The sequence below is a fragment of the Alphaproteobacteria bacterium genome, from assembly GCA_004295055.1.
In the GTDB taxonomy this organism is placed as follows: domain Bacteria; phylum Pseudomonadota; class Alphaproteobacteria; order SHNJ01; family SHNJ01; genus SHNJ01.
Genome location: SHNJ01000012.1, coordinates 82,932 through 105,018, shown reverse-complemented (window position 1 = coordinate 105,018; position 22,087 = coordinate 82,932). Strand labels below are relative to the sequence as shown.

The 22,087-nt window shown below is 47.8% G+C and carries 23 protein-coding genes, 1 tRNA gene and 1 pseudogene; 15 read left to right on the top strand and 10 right to left on the bottom strand.

Going from position 1 to position 22,087, the window contains the following annotated elements; translation table 11 throughout:
• Nucleotides 1-78 precede the first annotated feature (78 nt).
• Complete coding sequence (locus EYC62_03210; protein TAH36120.1) at nt 79-705, top strand: thioredoxin family protein; 627 nt, start codon at nt 79-81, stop codon at nt 703-705.
• Here EYC62_03210 and EYC62_03205 read toward each other — a convergent pair.
• The 5 genes and pseudogenes from EYC62_03205 to EYC62_03185 form a co-directional block, all read right to left on the bottom strand.
• Nucleotides 702-1,393: pseudogene (locus tag EYC62_03205) on the bottom strand (cyclase family protein). The gene EYC62_03210 and the pseudogene EYC62_03205 overlap by 4 nt on opposite strands.
• A gap of 19 nt (nt 1,394-1,412) precedes the next feature.
• Nucleotides 1,413-1,502: transfer RNA gene (locus tag EYC62_03200), tRNA-Ser, on the bottom strand.
• Between the two features lie 154 nt (nt 1,503-1,656).
• A complete protein-coding gene (locus EYC62_03195; GenBank protein ID TAH36119.1) occupies nt 1,657-2,478 on the bottom strand; it encodes a hypothetical protein in 822 nt (273 codons plus the stop codon).
• A 98-nt stretch (nt 2,479-2,576) separates the two neighbouring features.
• Complete coding sequence (locus tag EYC62_03190; GenBank protein TAH36118.1) at nt 2,577-2,891, bottom strand: HU family DNA-binding protein; 315 nt, start codon at nt 2,889-2,891, stop codon at nt 2,577-2,579.
• Nucleotides 2,892-3,032: 141 nt separating this feature from the next.
• Nucleotides 3,033-3,719 (bottom strand): RluA family pseudouridine synthase, encoded by a 687-nt coding sequence (locus EYC62_03185; protein ID TAH36117.1) that lies wholly within the window; start codon nt 3,717-3,719, stop codon nt 3,033-3,035.
• A 56-nt stretch (nt 3,720-3,775) separates the two neighbouring features.
• On the opposite strand from EYC62_03185, the gene EYC62_03180 reads away from it, so the two are divergent.
• From EYC62_03180 to EYC62_03170, 3 genes are all read left to right on the top strand, one after another.
• Nucleotides 3,776-4,282, top strand: a complete 507-nt coding sequence (locus EYC62_03180; protein TAH36116.1) for a DUF1003 domain-containing protein — start codon at nt 3,776-3,778, stop codon at nt 4,280-4,282.
• Between the two features lie 70 nt (nt 4,283-4,352).
• Nucleotides 4,353-5,696: a 30S ribosomal protein S12 methylthiotransferase RimO gene (gene rimO, locus EYC62_03175; protein TAH36115.1), complete on the top strand. Its 1,344-nt coding sequence runs from the start codon at nt 4,353-4,355 to the stop codon at nt 5,694-5,696.
• Nucleotides 5,693-6,214, top strand: a complete 522-nt coding sequence (locus EYC62_03170) for a hypothetical protein (GenBank protein ID TAH36114.1) — start codon at nt 5,693-5,695, stop codon at nt 6,212-6,214. The genes rimO and EYC62_03170 overlap by 4 nt, the downstream gene beginning before the upstream one ends.
• A gap of 47 nt (nt 6,215-6,261) precedes the next feature.
• Here the strand turns inward: EYC62_03170 and EYC62_03165 are convergent, their stop codons facing one another.
• On the bottom strand, nt 6,262-6,501 hold the full coding sequence (locus tag EYC62_03165; GenBank protein ID TAH36113.1) for a DUF2892 domain-containing protein: 240 nt from the start codon (nt 6,499-6,501) through the stop codon (nt 6,262-6,264).
• Between the two features lie 132 nt (nt 6,502-6,633).
• On the opposite strand from EYC62_03165, the gene EYC62_03160 reads away from it, so the two are divergent.
• Nucleotides 6,634-7,374 carry a 3-oxoacyl-ACP reductase FabG gene (locus EYC62_03160; GenBank protein TAH36112.1) on the top strand — a complete coding sequence of 247 codons (741 nt, stop codon included), beginning with the start codon at nt 6,634-6,636 and terminating at the stop codon, nt 7,372-7,374.
• On the opposite strand, the gene mscL is transcribed toward EYC62_03160, so the two are convergent.
• Nucleotides 7,375-7,785 carry a large conductance mechanosensitive channel protein MscL gene (mscL, locus tag EYC62_03155; GenBank protein ID TAH36224.1) on the bottom strand — a complete coding sequence of 137 codons (411 nt, stop codon included), beginning with the start codon at nt 7,783-7,785 and terminating at the stop codon, nt 7,375-7,377.
• A 189-nt stretch (nt 7,786-7,974) separates the two neighbouring features.
• On the opposite strand from mscL, the gene EYC62_03150 reads away from it, so the two are divergent.
• Complete coding sequence (locus EYC62_03150; protein TAH36111.1) at nt 7,975-8,526, top strand: DNA-3-methyladenine glycosylase; 552 nt, start codon at nt 7,975-7,977, stop codon at nt 8,524-8,526.
• 94 nt (nt 8,527-8,620) lie between these two features.
• Nucleotides 8,621-9,982 (top strand): hypothetical protein, encoded by a 1,362-nt coding sequence (locus EYC62_03145; GenBank protein ID TAH36110.1) that lies wholly within the window; start codon nt 8,621-8,623, stop codon nt 9,980-9,982.
• Nucleotides 9,983-10,043: 61 nt separating this feature from the next.
• Here the strand turns inward: EYC62_03145 and EYC62_03140 are convergent, their stop codons facing one another.
• From EYC62_03140 to nhaA, 3 genes are all read right to left on the bottom strand, one after another.
• Nucleotides 10,044-11,489, bottom strand: a complete 1,446-nt coding sequence (locus EYC62_03140; GenBank protein ID TAH36109.1) for an NADP-dependent isocitrate dehydrogenase — start codon at nt 11,487-11,489, stop codon at nt 10,044-10,046.
• Nucleotides 11,490-11,613: 124 nt separating this feature from the next.
• Nucleotides 11,614-12,420, bottom strand: coding sequence for a DUF3108 domain-containing protein (locus EYC62_03135; protein ID TAH36108.1), 807 nt, complete (start codon nt 12,418-12,420; stop codon nt 11,614-11,616).
• A gap of 15 nt (nt 12,421-12,435) precedes the next feature.
• Nucleotides 12,436-13,572: a Na+/H+ antiporter NhaA gene (gene nhaA, locus EYC62_03130; protein TAH36107.1), complete on the bottom strand. Its 1,137-nt coding sequence runs from the start codon at nt 13,570-13,572 to the stop codon at nt 12,436-12,438.
• A gap of 77 nt (nt 13,573-13,649) precedes the next feature.
• Here nhaA and EYC62_03125 point away from each other — a divergent pair, with 77 nt between their 5' ends.
• The 8 genes from EYC62_03125 (at nt 13,650) to EYC62_03090 (ending at nt 22,042) form a co-directional block, all read left to right on the top strand.
• A complete protein-coding gene (locus EYC62_03125) occupies nt 13,650-15,194 on the top strand; it encodes an MmgE/PrpD family protein (protein ID TAH36106.1) in 1,545 nt (514 codons plus the stop codon).
• Nucleotides 15,195-15,197: 3 nt separating this feature from the next.
• A complete protein-coding gene (locus EYC62_03120) occupies nt 15,198-16,076 on the top strand; it encodes a transporter substrate-binding domain-containing protein (protein TAH36105.1) in 879 nt (292 codons plus the stop codon).
• 2 nt (nt 16,077-16,078) lie between these two features.
• Nucleotides 16,079-16,969 carry an amino acid ABC transporter substrate-binding protein gene (locus EYC62_03115; protein TAH36104.1) on the top strand — a complete coding sequence of 297 codons (891 nt, stop codon included), beginning with the start codon at nt 16,079-16,081 and terminating at the stop codon, nt 16,967-16,969.
• Complete coding sequence (locus EYC62_03110; protein TAH36103.1) at nt 16,966-17,838, top strand: transporter substrate-binding domain-containing protein; 873 nt, start codon at nt 16,966-16,968, stop codon at nt 17,836-17,838. Before EYC62_03115 ends, EYC62_03110 begins: the two co-directional genes overlap by 4 nt.
• Complete coding sequence (gene prpB, locus EYC62_03105) at nt 17,838-18,719, top strand: methylisocitrate lyase (GenBank protein TAH36102.1); 882 nt, start codon at nt 17,838-17,840, stop codon at nt 18,717-18,719. Before EYC62_03110 ends, prpB begins: the two co-directional genes overlap by 1 nt.
• A gap of 19 nt (nt 18,720-18,738) precedes the next feature.
• Complete coding sequence (locus EYC62_03100; protein TAH36101.1) at nt 18,739-19,890, top strand: bifunctional 2-methylcitrate synthase/citrate synthase; 1,152 nt, start codon at nt 18,739-18,741, stop codon at nt 19,888-19,890.
• Nucleotides 19,887-21,668, top strand: a complete 1,782-nt coding sequence (locus EYC62_03095) for a tetratricopeptide repeat protein (GenBank protein ID TAH36100.1) — start codon at nt 19,887-19,889, stop codon at nt 21,666-21,668. The genes EYC62_03100 and EYC62_03095 overlap by 4 nt, the downstream gene beginning before the upstream one ends.
• A gap of 155 nt (nt 21,669-21,823) precedes the next feature.
• The gene (locus EYC62_03090) at nt 21,824-22,042 is read left to right on the top strand and encodes a hypothetical protein (GenBank protein ID TAH36099.1); all 219 of its coding nucleotides are present in this window, start codon (nt 21,824-21,826) and stop codon (nt 22,040-22,042) included.
• Nucleotides 22,043-22,087 lie beyond the last annotated feature (45 nt).

Sequence of the window (22,087 nt, the reverse complement as noted above, 5' to 3'; positions counted from 1 at the left end):
CTTAAATCCGGCTTTATGGCTGGAAAAACCCGTTAAAAAGAATATCTTAGCTTTCATCCGTTTGAAAGGAGCCAATCCATGTCCATTACCCAGAAATTTTTATCTATTGCGGTTTTCTTGGCCTTTGCCGCTTTTGCCCCGATCGCGTTTGCCGCGCCGATTATCGGCAATCCCGCGCCGGATTTCGCCGCGACCGATTCCAACGGCAAAACCGTCAATTTGTCGGATTTCAAGGGCCGCAATGTGGTTTTGGAATGGACCAACAATGAATGCCCATTTGTTAGAAAACATTACGAATCGGGCAATATGCAATCCTTGCAGAAAAAATATACCGCGCAGGATGTGGTGTGGTTATCGATTGTTTCATCGGCGCCTGGTAAGCAGGGCCATGTCGATGGCGCAACCGCGAATAAATTGACCGTTAGCCGCGGCGCGTCGCCGACCGCGGTGCTGTTGGATGAATCGGGTAAAATCGGGAAATTATACGGCGCGAAAACGACGCCGCATATGTTCATCGTCGATAAAACCGGCAAGCTGGCCTATGCCGGGGCAATTGATGATATTAATTCGACCGATATAGCGGACGTAAAGAAGGCCAGAAATTATATCGATATGGCTTTTGCCGATATTAATGCCAACCGCACAGTCGCGTTATCGTCCACCAAACCTTATGGATGTTCGGTGAAATATGGCGGGTTTTTTTAACGCCCTTTTTGTGTCAACCCAATCAGCCGTATTGGCGCCTGGTGCCGCCTTGAATTTTAAGCGGTGCGGTTAAAACATAACCGCCGATTGGGGGCATATCGTTTAGGCCCGCAGCATTTTCAATCAAATATTTTCCGGCGCCCAGCACGGCTTTGTGCACCGGAAAACCTTCATCGCCACGGTCGGAAGACAACGTATCGATGCCAAGCCCTTTTATGCCGCGCGATAATAATAATTTTGCCGTTTCCACATCTACCGAAGGAAAGCGGAAACTATTGTGATATTGGTCTGGATTGTTCCAAAAACGCGCCCAGCCGGTTTTGATCATTACAACGCTGCCGGTTGGAATAGGGCCGTGGTCTTTTTCAAATTGTTTAATATCGTCAACGGAAGTTTTGTATTTTTCATCGCCGCGTGCGGACACATCGATCACCACGCATGGCGCGATTAGATCGGATAAGGGTAACTGATCGACGGTTTTACCGCCAGGGATGCAGTGCGCTGGCGAATCCATGTGCGTGCCGATACCCTCGTTCATCGCAATTTTATGAATGCGAAATTGGTATTCGTCGGTTGGCGTATAATCGAAATGCACTTTGTGATCGAATCCGCAAGACCCATCCCAAGTCGGAATGGCAGGAGATAGGGCGTGGGTAAGATCGATCAGTTGGTATGGAAAGTTTGGCATGCTGCATTATTTGGTAAGATGGCGGATGAGGAGGGATTTGAACCCCCGATACCCTTGCGAGTATACCGCATTTCGAGTGCGGCGCGATCGACCACTCTGCCACTCATCCGGTTTTGGCCGCTAAATTAATATAAAGTCAAAACCGCCCTGCATAGCTCCGTTAGGAGCGAAGCGGGGCCGGTGCGAACCGATCGACTTTGGGGCGCAGAATACAAATATAAATCGGATCTGTCTACCCATGTTTTAGTGTAATAAAGCCTGGGCTATTGGCCGTTTTTCGGCATTGCTAAATACCAATCCAGTAAATGCTTGGTATTGGCTGGATTCCGGTGCAGGGCGCCATGCCCTTCGGCCGGATCTTCGATTTGCAGGGCCACGTTTCCGCCCATCGATTCAATCCATTTTGCCGTCCGTTTCATGGCGGGGCAGCCGTCTCGATCCGGGTTTTCATCGCGCATCCCGCAGGACGTAACCCATTGGGTTCCGGCAAAAGGTTTCGGGCCAAATTCGCCGCGCGTGATTAATTGTGTTGGCGGATAATCCATCGATGCGCCGCCGGAATTGGCGACAATCGTATTGAAATATTTTCTACCCTTGTTCTGATCGATTGCGGCAACCGCATAAATATTCGCGCTGCCCCGGCTGAAACCATGCAACATGGCCTGACCGGGCGCGATGTGCAGTTGATTTAAGGCAATATCGAGTTCGCGGTAAATATCGAATGGCGAGTAATAGTCCGATGTCTTATCGCCGCCGCCCAACCACCATTGCAAAACAACAATACCGATATTTTCGCCATTCAAATGTTGCGCCCAAATTTGCAAATCGCGCGTTGCATACCCGCCAGTGCCAGGCAAGGAGACAATCCATTTTCGTGGAGGTGTTTTGCTCGGCGTCCAGACCGCCAAAAAACTTTTTCCATCGCTGGTCGGCAAAAACGCCGGATGCAGTTTGGCTGTTTCCTTGAAATATTTTTGACTCTGCGCCTGGCGCAGCAATTGTGCGCTTTGTTCCGGCCAGGATTGATCGGCGGCCAGTGCGGAGAAAGGCAATAATAAGAATAGCGATAAAATAAGGATTCTCATGCATATTCCTTGCGGTTGGGCGCCTTATTATAGCGGCTTAAAATAAAAACACCCGCCTTTATGGGCGGGTGTTTTGTTTGCGATGAAATCGCTATGGCTTAGTTGCCAACTGCGGTTTTCAAATCTTTCGCGGCGCGGAAAGCGATTTTCTTTTTCGCCGGAATTTTGATTTGTTCGCCGGTCGCCGGGTTGCGGCCCATGCGAGCAGCGCGTTTGCGCACTTGCAAAATGCCGATACCAGCCCAACGAATACGCTCGCCTTTTTTCATGGATTTAACGATCAATGTGTTTAAATCCTCGAGCATTGCGTTCGTGGTTTTTTTAGGAATGTCATATTTTTCCGCCAATGTAGCGAAGAAAGTTTTAAAGGTTACTGTGGGTTGAGAAGTAGATGCCACCTTAACGCTCCTTATAAGTTAGGGTTAAACGTGATTCAAAAAATACGCCAAACACACGGTAACGCAAGCAAAATCAGCACTATTTTCCGGCTATAACCCAAAATAATCCCCATTTTTATTGGTTTTTTGGCCTTAGGGGGTATTTATCCCCCGTATTTAAATGTTTTGTTGCAATTCTGGCCAATCGGTTGGTAAAGACGCTTGGATCGAAATTGGCGGTTTGTTTTTATATAAAGGCAGCGCAATTTGTTTTGCATGCAGGAATAATCGATTCGATTTACGGTCGGAATCCACGCCATATAGTCGGTCGCCAATAATCGGGCATCCAATATGTGCACAGTGCGCGCGCAATTGATGCGTGCGCCCGGTTTGCGGTTTTAATTCCAATAAAGTTCGGTCATCCTTGCGCGCCAGCACTTTATATTCTGTTATCGCGTCCTGTCCTCGATCATCGACAATCATGCGAAAACCCAGCTGGCCAGGTTTGAATAAGTGCCGGTATAATTTGGCATCGATCGTGCCGGATTCGGTGGGCGGCATGCCGCGCGCGACGGCCCAATAAATTTTTTCCGCTTTATTTTGTGAAAATATTTTTTGCAATTCGCGTAAGCTATGCGGGTTTCGGCCCAGAATCAAAACGCCCGAAGTATCCTTGTCCAGCCGGTGCGCCAATTCCGGCTTGCGCGGCAAGCCGAATTTCAACGCATCCAAAAATTGCCCCAAATGCGCGCCGCCGCCTGGGCCTTTATGTACCGGCAAACCGGCGGGTTTATCGATTCCCAATATTAAGGCGTCGCGGTAAATCAACCGGTCTTCTATGGAAAAATTTGCAAAATTGCCCATATAGGTTTTTAGCGTTATGATCCCTATATTGCCATGCCTAAAATAAGGAATATGACATGAATAACGCCGCACACAAACATCCCATTACTTCCTGGACCGATGCAGACCATCAATGCCTGACTGATTTGCGGCATATTAAGCCTGCGCGAAAAAAGACACATGTTGCTCCTCCGACCATTGGCCAGAAAGTTGCGGATGCGGTGGCGGCACTGGTTGGGTCCTGGGGTTTCATTTTGCTGCAAACGGCGCTGATCGCCTGTTGGATTGGATTGAACCTGTTCGGCATTATTAATTTGGATCCGTTTCCGTTTATTCTTTTAAATTTGTTGTTGTCGTTTCAAGCCGCCTATACCGCGCCCGTTATTATGATGAGCCAGAATCGCCAATCGGAAATCGATCGCAGGCGGGCGGAAAATGATTATGCGGTCAATTTAAAGGCGGAGCTCGAAATCGAGCAGTTGCATCAAAAAATCGATCTTTTGCGCGAGCAGGAAATATTAAAGCTAACCCAAATTATCGAGCAAATGTCCGCGCAAATCGCGCAATTGGCCGCCCGAAAATAATCCGTAACTCCGTTGCCAAATCGGGGAAATTGTGATACATAACCTGCCAATTAAAAGAAATGGCAAGGTAATGAAAAACGATTCTATAAAAACCGCACAAACCAAAACCGCCCCGCGTGTGGGGATGGTGTCGCTGGGCTGTTCCAAGGCGCTGGTCGATTCCGAGCGGATTCTGACGCAACTTCGCGCCGAAGGCTATGAAATCACCGGCAGCTACGATGGCGCCGATGTGGTGGTGGTCAATACTTGCGGATTTTTGGATTCCGCGCGCGAAGAATCGCTGGATGCGATCGGCGAGGCGATGGCGGAAAACGGCAAGGTGATTGTAACGGGTTGTTTGGGCGCGGAGCCCGATGTGATCATGGCGCGGCATCCGCAAGTGCTGGAAATTACCGGCCCGCATCAATATGAATCGGTGGTGGCCGCAATTCACAAGGCTGTACCGCCGGCGCACGATCCATATTTGGATCTGATTCCAGCAGGCGGCGTGCGTTTAACCCCGCGCCATTATGCCTATTTAAAAATTTCCGAAGGCTGCAATAACCGTTGCAGTTTTTGCATCATTCCAAAATTGCGCGGCGATTTGGTTTCGCGGCCGCTGGGCGAGGTTATGGCGGAGGCGGAAACACTGGTGCAATCCGGCGTTAAAGAATTGCTGGTGATTTCTCAAGATACATCCGCCTATGGCATCGATGTGAAATATGCCGAATCGCAATGGCGCGATAAAACCTACCGCACCAAATTTTTGGATTTATGCAATGCGCTGGGGGAACTTGGCGTTTGGACGCGGCTGCATTATGTATACCCATATCCGCATGTCGATGAAATTTTGCCGATGATGGCGGATGGAAAGATTTTACCGTACCTGGATATTCCATTCCAGCATGCCGCGCCCAATGTATTGAAGGCGATGAAACGTCCGGCGGCGGCGGAAAAAGTCGTCCATCGTATTCAGAACTGGCGCAAAATTTGCCCGGATATGACCGTGCGTTCCACATTTATCGTTGGATTTCCTGGCGAGACGGACGAAGATTTTGAAATTCTGCTCGATTGGTTGAAAGAAGCGCAAATCGATCGTGCCGGATGTTTCAAATATGAAAACGTCGAACATGCCACATCGCGCGATTTACCGAACCATGTGCCGATTGAGGTCAAAGAAGAACGTTGGCACCGTTTCATGCAAGCGCAACAAGAAATCAGTGCGGCGCGATTAAAGGCGAAAATCGGCAAAACCATCGAGGTAATGATCGATCAATCCGGCCCCGACGGAATTGTTGGCCGTTCCAAATCCGATGCGCCGGATGTGGACGGCAAAGTATATTTGACATCCAAAAAACGCCATCTGCCTGGCCATATCGTAAAGGCCACAGTAACAGCGGCGGATGAATATGATTTAGAAGGAGAAGTGGTATGACATCGAAGCGAGATGCAGTTATAGCAGCTCTGGCTGAACAAGGTTTGAAATTGGAAACCATAACTGATCCCCCATCCAGTAAAATCGTATCGTTTATGCCCCTTTGTATTGGGGTCCAGGAAACCACGTTTCACACCAGTGGCGTTGCGCCGCGCAGAGATGGAAAAGTTCCAAGTGAATTTATTGGCAAATTAGGGAAAGAAAATTGGCATGTGCCTATGGAGCGCGCTCAATTGGCGGCCGCGCACTGTGCCGCAACATTGCTTGGAATTGTTGACAAAATTTGCGAAGGAGATTGGGATCGAGTGGCAGGATTAGTCCATTTAACCGGGTTGGTTAATCATGCCGATCCAGAGTTTGCCGATTTTCCCAAAGTAACCGACGCAGCATCCGGTGTTTTTTTAAATACCTTGGGGCCGGAGATTGGACAACATTGCCGCACTTCATCTGGCGTATCCGGTTTGCCAGGAAGATATGTCGTAGAAATGAATTTAAGTTTGCGAGTTAGAAATAAATAAAAAGCGGGACTGAATAGTCCCGCTTTTTATTTTTAGAAATCAAAAATCTATTTCTTATCCATGCTGCAAGAGCCGCCTTCGCAAGACGATTTGCCCATCATGGTATAAAGACAGCACGATCCGGTTGCCGCCGTTAAGATCAAAACGATACCGAGAACCAAAACCACGATACCGAAAGTTCCGGCGATGTTTCCTGTTCCGTGCAACAGCATCAATACGATCCCTAGTATGGCGCGCAATAGACGTTCCCGGTCGCCAACATTTTTGGTGCAGAATAATTTGTTCATAAAAAGCTCCCTATAACAATAACCGATATGGATATCATGGGCGCGAGGCCCTTATTTGTCTATGTTTGATCGAGGGGCTTGAAAATATATTTTGGCAATTTATCTTTGTTTGCAACATTTAGGAGACATTTTATGACCGTATTGCAAGGAAAATTGGCTGTAATTACTGGGGGATCTCGGGGGATTGGGGCGGCTACCGCCGTAAGATTGGCGGAAATGGGCGCGGATGTCGCCATTACTTTCAGCAAGTCCGATGCCGAGGCCAAGGCAATTGTACAAAAAATTACCGCTATGGGCCGCAAGGCGCAAGCGTACAAAGTAGACCATACAACTCCCAAGGCGGTTGGCGAAACTGTCGATAAAATTGGCCAGGATTTTGGAAAAATCGATATTTTGGTTAACAATGCCGGAATTTATGAACAAAAATCTTTGCCGGATTTAACCGATGCCGAATTCGAAAAAATGTTCAACATCAATGTCTATTCGGTTTTTGCGGCAACGCGTGCCGCGATTAAATTCATGCCCGATCATGGCCGTATTATCAATATCGGCAGCGTGCTTGGCGAACGGGCAATTTTTCCAGGCATGACCGCCTATGCCATGAGCAAATTCGCAGTCGCGGGGATGAGCCGCGCCTGGGCGTGGGATTTGGGCGCTCGGAAAATTACCGTAAATTGCGTTGAACCAGGTCCGATCAATACCGACATGAATCCGGAAAACGCGGAATATTCCGATGAACAAAGAAAAATGAATCCGCTGAGCCGGTTTGGCCAACCGAAAGAAGTCGCGGCTGTTATTGCATTCCTGGCATCGCCGGAATCGGCCAATGTGAACGGCGCGACGATCGGCGTCGATGGCGGAATGAACGCTTAACTATTTCTTTGCCAGTAAATCGCGAATTTCTTCCAGTAGAATTTCCTGCCGTGGTGGTGGGGCGGTCGGCGCGACCGCTTCACTTCGTTTCAGGCGGTTGATTTGCTTGACTACGATAAAAATAGCAAAAGCCACGATCAAAAATTTAATCACCGCATTAATAAACAGGCCATAATTCAATGTAACCGCGCCAGCTTTTTTTGCGGCCTCCAGGGTCATCGCATGCTCGCCTTTTAATGTGATAAAAAATTCGGAAAAATCGATTCCGCCAATTAATAATCCTATGACAGGGTTGATGACATCGCCGACCAGTGAATTGACAATGGTGGTAAACGCGGCGCCAATAACAACACCGACCGCGAGATCGATGACATTGCCGCGCAGGGCAAATTCTTTAAATTCTTTGAACATAGTGCGTGGTCCTTGGTTTGTATCCTGAAGGCGCGACCATTCTTGTTTTAGCGCGTTTCTGGACAATTTTAAAATATCCGCCGCAGTAAAATCGGAATCGCCGTTTGGTTTCGAAAGAAAAGACATTGGAACCTAAATTATGTTAAAATTGATAACAATCGCGATTGTCCGCGTCAAGATGGTAATACTATGGCTGCTCCTACAAAGAATAAATCGAGACCCGTGCCCACATCACGACTGCCACGCGATTTTTATGCCCGGCCAACGGTAGCGGTTGCCAAGGATTTGCTGGGAAAAATTATGGTATTTAATGGTATTGCGGCTACTATTACCGAAACCGAAGCCTATGTTGGGAAAAATGACGAGGCCTGTCATGCGTCGCGCGGGAAAACCAAACGGACAGAAATCATGTTCGGCCCACCTGGGCATTCGTATGTGTATTTTATTTACGGCATGTATCATTGTCTGAATTTTGTGACAGAGCCTGAAGGCACTGCGGCGGCGGTTTTAATTCGCGGTTGCCAATTGCTGGATGACAGTAAATTGCATTTGAACGGCCCTGGAAAATTATGCCGCCATTTCGGGATTACCCGCGATTACAACGCGATCGATCTATGTTCCGATCCAGACTTTTATGTGTTGGATCATCCCATTCGTCCTAAATTCGACACGACCCCCCGCATTGGTATTTCGAAAGCCAAAGATAAATTGTGGCGTTATGTGGTAAAATCAAATAGTTAGATATTCTCTGTCATAGAATATTAATAATTAAGCTATTGACTTTATTATAATATTGTAATATTATTTCAATATATAATAAAAAGGAGTAGTTAAATTGGCTGTAGTAGTTTCAGGGGGAATTAGGGAAAGTGGTTCAGTACAGCCGGTTGTGGTGTTGCAAACTTTGTTTCCAAACCAAAATGATTTAGTGGCACAAGAGCAAAATTCCAAAAAACAATTTGAGTTAAATGCCATTGCTGCCAAAGCGCTTCGCCGGGCAGAAGATGCGTTAGAAGATATGCGCCGCGCTAAGTATGCTATGGAAGATTTGGTAACTATAGCTAAAGCAAACCCATCTTATGCCAATGTCGCCGCCGCCAAAGACGCAGCTGGAATTTATCAAAAAGCGGCAGTGGAATATGTCGGCGCTTTATATGCCGCCGAATATGCCAACAAAGCTGCTGAGGGGGCGGGAGTTTCGGTTGCCAGTAAATTCGCCGGCGAAAAAATATCGCCTGGAATGGAAACAGTTCGCACAGATATAAAAAGAATTGAAGCCAATTATCAAGAAGTCGCCAAGTCGCAATCTGTTTCAGTTTCTAGTTTGAACGTAGTCCCAGTTTTTAATGCGCAAATGGAATTTAAATTGGCTTCAGAACGAGTTGATGTCTTGTTTGATATTGCTAAAATGCCAACATCGACCGCAGAAGATGGCCAAAATCTGGTGGAGGCTGTTGCGGCTATGAAAGCGGCCCGTAAACAAGCCTATATTGCGAAACGTGATGTCCGCATCGCCGAACTGATGGGAATGGGCTATAGCGAATCGGATTCCAGGGATCAATGCGCCAAAGAATTGCGCGCCGAACGCCGGCACGAAGATGAAACTGGCAAGCGTAAAAAGCGTCATGAATATTGCAGAAAATGCAATCGTCAAGGACACGGTTTGATTAGAGGAGATGTTCAACAAGGCCGGGCCGATATGCCGTTGGCGATGGCAAAACATTATAATGCCAAGCATGATAAAAAAGCGGCCCGTGCCGAACGCGATGTAGTCCGCCGCGAGAAGAATCCTTTTGCTTTGCAGGAATCGGTAGATCGTTATGTGCTGGCCAGCAAACGCATGACCATGGGTATTTTCCGTCAATTGACCGCAGAAGCGATGATCGAAGGTTATACAAAAGCAGAAGCCAAAAAAATCGCTTTGGAAAAATTCCGCGCCGAGCATAATCGCCGTAAAAATGGAACCGATCACGATGCTCGTGAATGGCAAAACGCCCGAAACGATTTGCAAATGGATATTGGTCTTCTGCGCGTTACTTCTGGCAAGGCGGAATCTGTGTATACAGCGCCATCGTCCGTGCGCCGTCATGACGGTAACGAACGCAATCATCCGCAAGCGCATCGGCATAGGGTCGGAGTTGCTTCAGATCCAAGAGTAGCGGCGGCAATATTGGATGCGCGGCAACGCAGAATGTAATTCATCGAAAAATAAAAAAGGCGGCCCCAAATGGCCGCCTTTTTTTGTGAACCGATAAAGCTTAGCTTTCGCCCTGCGCTTTGGAATAGCCGATTTTGCCATCAAACTCATTCAGCTTTTCAATGTGCGTCCAGGTATGCTGTGCCGACAATTTATTCAGCAAATCCAGAATATCGTGATCGCTGACATTGGCATTGTCGTTACGGGCAACAAAGCGGCAGGAGAAGCAATCGACCAAATCCGGTTGTGCACCGGTGGATGGCCATACCTGCGTGCCGCGGTTGGAAATGCCTTTCAATTTCAAAGCGCCGTTACCGGACAGGTTTTCCAGCGATTTTGCCAGCGCTTCTGCTTGTTGATGCCATTCGACAAACAAATCGATCCCGGCGGTGCGGCGCTTTGCCGCTTTTACAAAATCGATATCGGCGCGCACGTTAGGCACTTTGATTTCTTTGAAATTGCGCGCTTTGATCGAAGTCGCGGATTTGCCTAGATTTTGAATGACGCCATCGGTGAATTCCGATGTCTTGCAGCCTTTGGCATCGCCTACAACGTCGCGCGGCAAAAACTTGCCTTGTTCATACGTTGCGTAAATAGCGTTTTCCATTTTGTCTGCTTCATTTAAGAATCCAAGATAACGCAGCATCATCACCGCCGACATCATATGCGCGGTTGGGTTGATATTATTTTTCCCGGCATATTTTGGCGCGGATCCGTGCACCGCTTCGAATATCGCGATGTCCTTGCCGATATTGGCCGACGGGGCAAATCCCAAACCGCCAATCAAGCCGGATGTTAAATCCGATAAAACGTCGCCGTTCATGTTGGTAAACAGAATCACGTCGAATTGTTCCGGTTTTTTGGCTAATTGATGCGCGCAATTGTCTACAATCATATGTTCGGCTTGGATATCCGGATATTCAGGCGCCACGCGTTCAAATACGCGTTTCAATGTACCTTCGGTCATTTTCATAATGTTGGATTTGGAGGCACAGGTGACTTTTTTGCGGCCTTCGGCGCGGGCGGTTTCAAATGCAAAACGCGCAATTTTTTCGCAGCCTTTTTCCGAAATCATTTTCAACGCATGGAAAACGCCGGGAGATTGTTGGTGTTCCACGCCGGCATATAAATCTTCGATATTTTCGCGCACGACGGTAATATCAATGCCGCGGCCTTTAAATGGGGTTGGCACATTCGGCCATTCGCGCACAGGGCGTATGTTAGCATAAGTTTCGGCCAGTTTGCGCAGTGTCACGTTTGCGGATTTATTGCCATAGCCAACCGGAGTCCCCAAAGGACCTTTTAATACGCAACGCGTCGATTTCATCGATTCCAAAGTTTCGGTTGGAACGCCGGTTTCATATCCTTTGACAAACGCGGCTTCGCCGGCAATGTGGTCTTCCCATTCGATCGGTACATTCATCGCTTCGATAACTTTGCGGCTGGCGTTGGAAACTTCGGGGCCAATGCCGTCGCCTGGAATAAAGGTGACGCGTTTTTTAGTCATGGGAAAATCCTTATAAATTGGGAAAAAGACTGATCAAATAATGACCTATCTTTATATACTAGACCAGTTAAAACAATATTAAGAGTCAAAAACGCCTTATGCCCGTTGCATCGGACTCATTCCGCTATAACCCGCTCTGCAGCATGATTACAGCCGGGGCGATAGGGGTGCTGGCTTGAATGCGCAAGGGAATATGCCGGTCATCGTCGGATAAAAACGCATGAATTTTGGTATTTTGCCATATATCCGCATCTCTGCTTTTAAAGCCTGCAACCGGGACAATGGATAAGGTGATGTCTATCACTTTGCGCATTTGGCCGGCAACTTTGTCTTCCCGCTCGGCGATGTCCTGCAGCGAGATATCATAACGGCGCCTGCCGTCATACACCGGCAATATTTTATCCTTGATCACGGACCAATCGTTCTTGATTCTTGCTTCACGGATTAAATTGCGAGCCTTCAGAAGTACCGATAAAGGATCGTAAATATGTTGGCGCATGGATTCAGGAATAGTTTTTTCCGTGTCTTCGTTATTTTCATCCGGAACACGCGCAACTCCTGTTTTAGGGTCAAGTCGCCACCAATATTTTTTTTCTTTTTTTCTTTTGCTGACCGTAGAAGTAAATTCCGATGTGGTAGGCGAATCGTTTTTGATTGTGCCGGAATTTTCCGCGCTGGAATATAAGCGTAAGATTTTTTTAATCAGGCCTTTGGATTCAAAGGCAAATTTAGATTGGTATTTTTGATGATCTTCTTCGAGAGACAGGGTTATATTAGCGGCCTCAATCCCGCCCCAGAATCCTTTGTACTGCAAAACCATCGGTTGTACGGCTTCTGATGCCGTTGTTGTTTCAATGGCAAAAGCAGGGGCATTTATTAGTGCCAGGACTAATATCAATACCAAACGGATCATGGGGTACATAATGCGCATATAACGGAGTCTATTTTATGACGTTTTCCGGGAAAGTATACAATATCCCAATATAGCAGATAAAATCGATCCGAACAGTACCCCTAATTTGATTTGTTCCATATTTTGGGGGCCAGCAAAGGCCAGAGAACCTATAAACAGGGACATGGTAAAGCCGATGCCGCCTAAAATGGAGATCCCATAAATATGCCGAAAATTGCACCCCTGGGGCAATAAGGCGGGGCGTCCGCGGGTATAAGCGTAACAAGCCCCAAAAATGCCGATTTGTTTGCCGACAAAAAGCCCTAGAATAATGCCTAGTGGCAGCGGATTTAGAAAATCCGTTATTCGAAAGTCATCGAAATTCAAACCAGAATTGGCAAATCCAAACACGGGCATAATGAAATATGCAACAATTGGTTGCAGGTTGTGTTCCAGCCGTTCAAAGAAATTGTTCGCGGTATTCAGCGGAATAAAGATCGCCAATAAAACGCCCGCTAAAGTGGCGTGAATTCCGGACAGTAATGTGGCTGTCCATAGTGCCGCGCCCAAAATAATATACGGCCAAATACAGGAAACCGATTTGCGGTGCAGTTGATGCAACGCGGCGCAGGAAAACAGCATTGTTATAGTTGCGGGAACATATAGTTGATCGGTATAAAATGTAGCGATTATGATAATCGCGCCCAAATCGTCGATAATGGCAAGAGCGGTTAAAAATATTTTCAGGCTTAGAGGGATGCGCGATCCCAATACCCCTAAAATAGCAAGAGAGAATGCGATGTCGGTTGCCGATGGAATCGCCCATCCCGACCAATGTTCCGGATAATGCCAATTGATTAAAAGATAGATGATTGCTGGCGCAATCATTCCGCCGATCGCGGCAATTGCTGGCAGACTGGCCTTGGACCAGGTGTTCAATTCGCCAATGCATAATTCCCGCTTTATTTCCAGGCCCACCAAAAGAAAAAATCCTGCCATTAGAAGATCATTAATCCATGCTTGAACCGTCAGGCTCTTGCCGAACAGATGAATTGGAGGAACATAGGACAGGGCGGCGGTGTAATGACCATGGAATGGCGAATTGGCCACGGCCAATGCCAGTATGGCCGAGAATATCAGCAGGAATCCGGAATCTTGAAAAAGGCGTAAAAATCTTTGGATAATAGTCATAACACGGGCTGGATTGAGAATAAAATTGATGTATGATGTGCCGACTATAATCCATTTCTTATTCCCAGGGAAATACCATGGCGCAAGCGGCATTAAAAAATAATTCAGACAATCTTATTCATCACAAAGTTCGCGTATATCCGTCGGCAGAACCTTGTCCGCGCGAAGATCAATTGGCGTGGAAATTGGCCGCCAGCGCCGCCGACAATGTGCCGCTGGATAATGATGTCACCGATATGATTATCAATCGCGTGATAGATAATGCCGCGGTTGCCATCGCCGCAATCAACCGCGAACCGGTTGCGAATGCAAGGTCGCAAGCGCTTTGCCATCCACGCGATGGTGGCGCTACCGTTTGGGGCATGCCCAATAATGCACGCTTCTCGCCGGAATGGGCGGCCTGGGCCAATGGCGTTGCGGTGCGCGAACTCGATTGGCATGACACGTTTTTGGCCGCCGATTATTCGCATCCGGCCGACAATATTCCCCCTGTATTGGCTGTCGCGCAGCAATTGGGAAAATCCGGCGCGGATATGTTGCGCGGTCTTGCGGCGGCTTATGAAATTCACATTAATCTTGTTAAGGGCATTTGTTTGCACGAATTTAAAAAAGATCATATCGCGCATCTGGGCCCCGCTGCTGCTGGTGGAATTGGCGCGATGTTGAATCTGCCGGTCGATCAGATTTATCAATCGATCCAACAAGCGGTACATGTTTGTTTCACCACACGCCAATCGCGCAAAGGCGAAATCTCTTCATGGAAGGCACACGCGCCAGCCCATGCCGGCAAATTGGCAATCGAGGCGGTGGATCGCGCGATGCGCGGCGAAAAATCGCCATCGCCAATTTACGAAGGCGAAGACAGCGTGATTGCCTGGATGCTGGCTGGCAAAAATGGTCAATATATTGTGCCGATACCAGCCATCGGTTCGCCGAAACGCGCGATCATGGACTCTTACACCAAGGAACATAGCGCCGAATATCAATCGCAAGCCTTGATCGATTTGTCTTTCCGCATGCGCACCAAGATAAAAAATTGGGATGATGTGAAGGAAATTATTTTGCATACATCACACCATACCCATTACGTTATCGGCACCGGCGCAAACGATCCGCAAAAAATGGATCCGAAGGCGTCGCGCGAAACATTGGATCATTCGATCATGTATATTCTCGCGGTCGCATTACAAGACGGCAAGTGGCATCATGTCGATTCCTATGCGCCGGAACGCGCGGGCCGTGCCGATACGGTACGTTTGTGGCATAAAATTCGTACCGTCGAAGACAAAAATTGGACCGAACGATACCATTCGCACGACCCAAAACAAAAAGCGTTTGGCGGACGGATTGAAATCATCCTAAATGACGGCACCAAAATCGCCGATGAAATGGCAGTTGCGAATGCGCATTCGCTCGGCGCAACGCCATGGCAGCGTCCACAATACGTCAATAAATTCAAAATGCTGACCGATGGCATTATCGCCGCTGCCGAATCGGCGCGGTTTTTAGACGCGGCGCAGAATCTTGCCAAATTGCGCGCCGATCAGATGGCGGATTTGAACGTGCAATTAGATCCCAAAACATTAACGCGCAATGCGCGCGACAAACGGGGAATTTTTTAATCCATGACCCAAACCACCAAAACCATTTTGCTTTCTGTGCTCGTCAGTTTCGCCGTAACATTCACGGCGGCGAATTGGTTGGGGTGGGGTGGAGATACGCAAACGAAAACGGCGGCAAAAGAGTCTGTCTATGACCGCGTGATGCGAACCAAGACCATTCGCTGTGGGTATACGCTACGGCCCGGGTTTGTGATGAAAGACGTCAACTCTGGGCAATTATCGGGCGTGGTGGTCGATTATGTCCGGGAACTGGGCAGTGGTTTATCATTGAATGTCGAATGGAATGATGAAATCGCGCCGGGTGAAGTTGGCGCGGCACTCGATTCCGGCAAGATTGATTTGTATTGCGCCGCACTTTGGCCAAACGCGCCGCGCGCGAGAGTGATGGATATGGTCATGCCAATCGCAACCAGTGTAATGGGCGTTTATATTCGCAACAATGAAACGCGGCAATTTACCGATTACCAGCAATTGAACGATCCCGCCGTCACCGTCGCTCTGATCGATGGCACCGCGCCTGCGCAAATTATTCAGCGCTTATTTCCGGCGGTAAAAAAATACGCATTGCCACAATTGACGCCGCACACCGATCTGGCATTGGCGGTGGAATCAGGCAAGGCTGATTTTGCCTTAATCGATTCTTATGCCGCCGAGGAATTTATGGCTCATAATCCAGGCAAGATAAAACAATTAGTGCTGAGCAAACCCTTTGCTACTTTCCCAAATTCTATTGCTTTGAAACGTGGCGAATATGAATTTAAACGTATGCTGGAAATTTCGACGTTGGAACTAATCGGCACTGGTGTTATCGAAAAAATCGTCAAAAAATATGAACAACATCCAGGAACAATCATTCCTGCCAAATATTTATTGAGTATGTAATCATGGCCCAATCCGCAAAAACCGTTCTAATTTCTATTGTCGCCAGTTTGGCAGTTTGTTTTTTGCTGATTAATTGGATGGGGTTGAAACCGCAGCAAGCATCAAACGCCAAAGAATCCGTTTATGAGCGCGTGATACGCGCAGGGACGATTCGTTGCGGGTATTTCAATGTTCCGCCCTATATGATTAAAAATCCAAATACAGGCGAACTTAGCGGCATTGCCCACGATGTGATGGAACAAGTCGGCGCTCGGTTGAATATGAAAATTGAATGGGTGATGGAATCCGCTTTTCCAACAATGGCGCAGGATTTGAATCAAGATCGCTATGACGCGCTTTGTTCCGGTGCATGGAATATGCCCACACGGGCAAAGGTGGCTGATTTCACCGTGCCATTCTTTTTTACGCCGTCTATTGTGATTGTCCGCGCCGATGATACGCGTTTTGATAAGGACGTGACGATACTGAATAATTCCGATTACACATTGGCTATTGTTGAAGGAACGCCACAACAATATCTGCACAAAACCCGTTTCCAAAATGCCAAATTGTACAGTTTGCCGGAATATTCCAGTCCGGCAGAAGCATTGGAAGTAGTTGCCACGAAAAAAGCCGATGCGGCCATTTATTTCGTTTCGGAGTTGGATTTGTATAATCGTCACAACCCGGATAAAAAATTGAAAAATGCTACTCCAAACCATCCGGTCTTTATCGGCGCAAGTTCGATGATTGTTAAAAAAGGCGAAGTAGATTTTAAAAATTTGCTTGATCAAGTATTGCTGTATTTAATGGCCGATGGAACCGTGGATGAGATATTGAAAAAGTACCAATCCGTTCCAGGATCTTTTCTTCGCGTCGCCAATCCTTATCAACCTTTATCGGTGCAACCATGACCCAAACTACCAAAACCGTTTTACTTTCCATTCTCGTCAGTCTCGCCGTAACATTCACCGCGGCGAATTGGTTGGGGTGGGGTGGGATGTCACAAACAAAATCGGCGGAAAAAGAATCCGTGTTTGACCGGGTGATGCGCACCAAAACTATTCGCTGTGGGTATTTCATTCGCCCCGGATTTTTGATGAAAGACGTCAATACCGGCGAATTTTCCGGTATCGCCTATGATTATGCCGAGGAAATGGCAAAATCCTTATCGTTGAATATCGAATGGGCCGAGGAGATTGGTGGCGGTGACGTTGCCTCTTCTTTGCAATCGAATCGCATCGATGCTTATTGCAGCACCGTATGGCCCACTTCGGCGCGGGCGCGGGCGATGGATTTTGTGGCGCCGATTGCGCTTACGCCGCTTATTGTCATGGTGCGCGAAAATGAAACCCGGTTTACCGGCGATTACGCGCAATTAAATGATCCGCAATATAGCGCATCTTATATCGATGGATCGACCATGGCTTTGATGACGCAGCGCGCTTTTAGCCGGGCGCAACAACATAGTTTGCCGCAATTGACGTCGTTGATGGAACCTGTCAACGATGTGGCGAATGGTAAAGCCGATTTCGCCCTGTCCGACAGCTTTATCGGCCATGATTATATCGCCAAAAATCCCGGCAAGATAAAAATCCTGAATGCTAAACCCGTCGGTATGTATACCAACGCGTTGTTTATCAAACAGGATGAATATAAATTCAAACGCATGCTGGATGTAGCGACGCTGGAATTGATCAATACCGGCGTCATTGAAAAAATCATCAAGAAATACGATAAATATGACGGCACTATTCTTCCCGTGCCAATCGGAGCGAACTAATGACCCAAACCCGTAAATCTTTTCGCAAATCTTTGAAATCCGGCAAATTGCTGCGCATGCCGGGTGCATTCAACCCGCTGGTCGCGATGGCGATTCAGCGCGCTGGGTTTGACGGCGTGTATTTATCGGGCGGCGCGTTTTCGGCATCGATGGGGTTGCCGGATATTGGTATGACGACGTTACCAGAAGTTACCGGTATTTGTGCGCAAATGACGCGCGTGATGGATTTGCCGATTCTGGCCGACGCCGATACCGGATTTGGCGGGATTCCGAATGTCGCGCGCACGGTAACTATGTTCGAAGAAGCTGGCGCGGCCGGGATTCATTTGGAAGATCAAGTGCATCCCAAACGTTGTGGCCATTTGGACGGCAAGGAATTGGTAGATACAAAAACCATGGTGCAAAAAATCCGCGCAGCCATCAGTGTAAAACAAGATCCGGATTTCTTAATCATGGCCCGCACCGATGCCAAAGGGGTCGAAGGTTTAGACAAGGCGATTGCCCGCGCGAAGGCGTATGTTGATGCTGGAGCGGAAGCGATTTTCCCCGAAGCATTAGAAGGTGAAAAAGAATTCGAAAAATTCCGCAAGGCGGTCAAGGTCCCATTGCTGGCCAATATGACCGAATTCGGCAAATCAAAATTGCTGACTGTAAAACAATTGGAAAATTTGGGTTACAATATCGTTATTTATCCCGTAACCACGCTGCGCCTTGCGATGGGCGCAATTACGGATGGCTTGAAACAGATCAAACGCGATGGCACGCAACAGAATGTGGTAAAAAATATGCAAACCCGCGCGGAATTGTATGATTTGTTGGATTATGAAAGCTATAGTAAATTCGATCAGAAGATTTATAATTTCAAAGTGAAGAAAAATTAAGTGAAGAAATAGGTGAGTGATGAGTGTTCCGGCGGCCGCCAATTCCGTAAGCAATATTAAAAAAGGCCTCGAAGGGGTAGTCACCGATGAAACGCGCATTTCCCGTGTTATTCCCGATAAACAATATCTGACCTATTACGGTTATCCGGTTCAGGATCTGGCCGAAAATTGCGATTTTATGGAAGTCGCTTATTTGCTGCTCAATGGCGAGCTGCCGAACACCAAACAATATGCCGATTTTTGCGATATGGAAAAAAAATCGCGCGGCGTCAGCGGCAATATTTTATCGGTTATCAAAACGTTCCCGAAAAATTCTCATCCAATGCGCATGATGCAAACCTGCATCGCCTATTTAGGACTGGAAGATGCGGATGCGGAAAATAACAGTGTTGAAGCGAATCGCCGTAAATATATGCGGCTTTTGGCGCAATTGCCCACGGTAACGGCGGCAGCAATGCGCCATACCAAGGGTGAAGATTTCATTCCGCCCGATCCAAAACTGGGATATTGCGAGAATTTTTTCCAAATGTGCTTTGGTAAAATTCCATCGAAAGACGTGCTGAAAGCATTCGACGTATCGATGACATTATATGCAGAACATGGATTTAATGCCTCCACCTTTACCGCGCGGGTGATTATTTCATCTTTATCCGATTTGCACAGCGCCGCGTCGGGCGCGGTGGGATCGTTAAAAGGCCCACTGCATGGCGGCGCGAACGAAGCGGTGATGCATATGTTAATGGATGTCGGCAATGGCGATCCTAAAAAATGGATGCTGGATGCGTTGGCGACTAAGAAAAAAATTATGGGATTCGGCCACCGCGTTTATAAAAACGGCGATTCGCGTGTACCATGTATGAAGAAATACCGCGATCTGGCCGCAAAATCTTTGGGCGGCGAAAAGTGGGTGGAAATGTCCAATATTCTGGAATCCACCATGATTGCCGAAAAAAATATTCATCCCAATTTGGATTTTCCGGCTGGGCCCGCTTATTACATGATGGGTTTCCCAATTCCATTTTTCACGCCGCTGTTTATTATGAGCCGTATTACCGGCTGGGCGGCGCATGTGATCGAACAATTATCGTCCAATAAATTAATTCGCCCGTTAAGCCAGTATATTGGTCCGGTGGAACGTAAAGTAACCCCTATCAACCAGCGCGCCGCATGAGTAAATCCGCAAAAATATTGCTTGCCGCCAGGTACGCCGGAAATAATGGCGATTGGCGCTCGGCCGAAAATCTATATCGGCAAATTTTGAATTTGGATTCGGAAAATGAGGATGCGTTGAATGGTCTCGCCGATTCTTTGTATTTTCAAGGAAGACTGCAAGAAGCGGAAATCGATTATCGCGCGGCGGTTTTCTCCAATCCGACCAATTTGAATTTGCGTATTTTGCTGGCGCGGTATTATTTGCGCCTGGAATACGATCAAATAGCCTTGGATGTTCTTGAATATATTTTGGGCCAGGACCCTAATCATCAACAAGCATCCTTGTTGATTTGCGAAACCTTGTGCCGTTTGGGCCGGATCGACGAAGCGCACGCTCGCGCCAGAATTCTGCTGATGCAGCATGGGTATGATTCTAAATTCTATTTCTATCTTGCCGGCACATTGCGCCGCACGCTGGAATTCAATCATCTGCAGCAATTGGAACGCGCGGGTGAGGCGGATTTTACCGCCGCGGACCGAAGATTGCGCAGCCGGCAATTGGTGCATTTCCTGGCTGGCGCGGAACATGACACCGGCAAGGAACGTTTAAAAAAACTGGCTTCGTCAATCTGGCATCGTTTGGACCGCCACGCGGTTACTTCGGCGCCGTCCAAAGCCCCTTATCGTGTCGGGTTTGTGTGCCATGAACTCCGCACGCATCCCGTGGGCCGGTACTTTCTGTCGTTACTGCGCGCCTATGCCGCGCAATATATGCCCGATTTGCGGATTCATGTTTACAATGTCGGCGACGATCTGCCGCGCGATCCGGTTTATGCCGAGATACGTAAAATTGCCGGCAATCATTTCCGCAGTTTGAAAAATTTGCCGATGGATTTGGTTTTGGAAACCGTGCGCGCCGATCATATCGATGTACTGTTCGATTTGGGTGGGCATAGTCCGCGTTCTGCCACGTGGATATTCGAAGCGCGCTTGGCGCCGGTACAAATCATGTGGCTGGGTTGGGGTCATACAATGGGACTGCCGGGGATCGATTCGGTATTGGTCGATCAATATTGCGCGCCGACCGACCGGCGCTTTTTGGCCGAAGAATGCACGGTAATTGATGCGCCGTATATGATTTTGCCGGATGTGCCGACATTGCCGGATAAATTTATTCCGCCCATAGTCCAAAACGGCTTTGTTACGTTTGGCCAGCCAAACCGGCTGGATAAATGGACACCGGATATGATTGTGCGGGATGCGGCCATTATGCGGGAATTGGCAGATTCGAAAATGCTGGTGTTCCATCCCGATGTAGCGGCAGAATCGGTACGAAAAAATGTCCGCAGTCTGTTTGCCGCCCAAGGCATCGATAATTCGCGGATTGAATTTATCGCCAATACGCCAACCAATTATGTGGATTGCTTGCGCCGCGTGGATATAGTGATGGACCCAATTATGGTGAATGGCGGCGCGACATCGATGGATGTTCTGGCGCAAGGCATTCCATTATTCACTGTACCTGGCGATCAATTATTCCAGAGATTCAGCTACGCATTTTTACAATACGCGAATCTTCCTCAATTCTGTGCCAAAAACCAAAAAGATTTAATTCAAAAAGTGATTCAGTTTGCCGGCAATGCCGATTTATTAACCGAATGGCGCGGCGGCGGCATAACGCATACTGTGGCAGGGTCGCCATTATGTGATTTTGCGGCTTACGGCGCGGCTTGGAATAGGCTGATTCCGCAATTGGTTGACCGGGGACACACGCAAAAATTGCAAAAAAGAATGTAATACATATCGGTTATTTTTAACCCATTGTTTTTCCTATATAAAATTGCATAAAATGCAATCTATATTTTACCGGAAATTAAAGCCGGCATGATTAAATAATAAGAGTACGGGTTTGGCCTTTGGGCCAAGGGGAGCGTTACAGGGGGAGTGGTTTTATGACAGCAGTACCGGTGAACACCGTTGCGGTAAATTATACCCGCATTGGTGGAGTTGCAGCCGCAAGCGCCAAGGCGCATGCCGACGCAAGAGAAAGATTTGATATCGAGGTTAAGCAAGATTTGCAAAGAAAACAGGACAAAGTTGACGCTTTGTCGAACAAGCTGGAACAGAGTGATTCAGAGAGCGGCAGTGACAGAGTCGATGTCACCGTATAACGATTTAGGGGTGTAAAAGAGAGTAGGGGGAAAGCGGCTTTCGGG

Coding starts and splice junctions, on each gene's coding strand:
- EYC62_03210 (TAH36120.1), top strand. CDS start 79: ATGTCCATTACCCAGAAATTTTTATCTATTGCGGTTTTCTTGGCCTTT.
- EYC62_03195 (TAH36119.1), bottom strand. CDS start 2,478: ATGAGAATCCTTATTTTATCGCTATTCTTATTATTGCCTTTCTCCGCA.
- EYC62_03185 (TAH36117.1), bottom strand. CDS start 3,719: ATGGGCAATTTTGCAAATTTTTCCATAGAAGACCGGTTGATTTACCGC.
- EYC62_03180 (TAH36116.1), top strand. CDS start 3,776: ATGAATAACGCCGCACACAAACATCCCATTACTTCCTGGACCGATGCA.
- rimO (TAH36115.1), top strand. CDS start 4,353: ATGAAAAACGATTCTATAAAAACCGCACAAACCAAAACCGCCCCGCGT.
- EYC62_03170 (TAH36114.1), top strand. CDS start 5,693: ATGACATCGAAGCGAGATGCAGTTATAGCAGCTCTGGCTGAACAAGGT.
- EYC62_03165 (TAH36113.1), bottom strand. CDS start 6,501: ATGAACAAATTATTCTGCACCAAAAATGTTGGCGACCGGGAACGTCTA.
- EYC62_03160 (TAH36112.1), top strand. CDS start 6,634: ATGACCGTATTGCAAGGAAAATTGGCTGTAATTACTGGGGGATCTCGG.
- mscL (TAH36224.1), bottom strand. CDS start 7,785: ATGTTCAAAGAATTTAAAGAATTTGCCCTGCGCGGCAATGTCATCGAT.
- EYC62_03150 (TAH36111.1), top strand. CDS start 7,975: ATGGCTGCTCCTACAAAGAATAAATCGAGACCCGTGCCCACATCACGA.
- EYC62_03140 (TAH36109.1), bottom strand. CDS start 11,489: ATGACTAAAAAACGCGTCACCTTTATTCCAGGCGACGGCATTGGCCCC.
- EYC62_03135 (TAH36108.1), bottom strand. CDS start 12,420: ATGCGCATTATGTACCCCATGATCCGTTTGGTATTGATATTAGTCCTG.
- nhaA (TAH36107.1), bottom strand. CDS start 13,572: ATGACTATTATCCAAAGATTTTTACGCCTTTTTCAAGATTCCGGATTC.
- EYC62_03125 (TAH36106.1), top strand. CDS start 13,650: ATGGCGCAAGCGGCATTAAAAAATAATTCAGACAATCTTATTCATCAC.
- EYC62_03120 (TAH36105.1), top strand. CDS start 15,198: ATGACCCAAACCACCAAAACCATTTTGCTTTCTGTGCTCGTCAGTTTC.
- EYC62_03115 (TAH36104.1), top strand. CDS start 16,079: ATGGCCCAATCCGCAAAAACCGTTCTAATTTCTATTGTCGCCAGTTTG.
- EYC62_03110 (TAH36103.1), top strand. CDS start 16,966: ATGACCCAAACTACCAAAACCGTTTTACTTTCCATTCTCGTCAGTCTC.
- prpB (TAH36102.1), top strand. CDS start 17,838: ATGACCCAAACCCGTAAATCTTTTCGCAAATCTTTGAAATCCGGCAAA.
- EYC62_03100 (TAH36101.1), top strand. CDS start 18,739: ATGAGTGTTCCGGCGGCCGCCAATTCCGTAAGCAATATTAAAAAAGGC.
- EYC62_03095 (TAH36100.1), top strand. CDS start 19,887: ATGAGTAAATCCGCAAAAATATTGCTTGCCGCCAGGTACGCCGGAAAT.
- EYC62_03090 (TAH36099.1), top strand. CDS start 21,824: ATGACAGCAGTACCGGTGAACACCGTTGCGGTAAATTATACCCGCATT.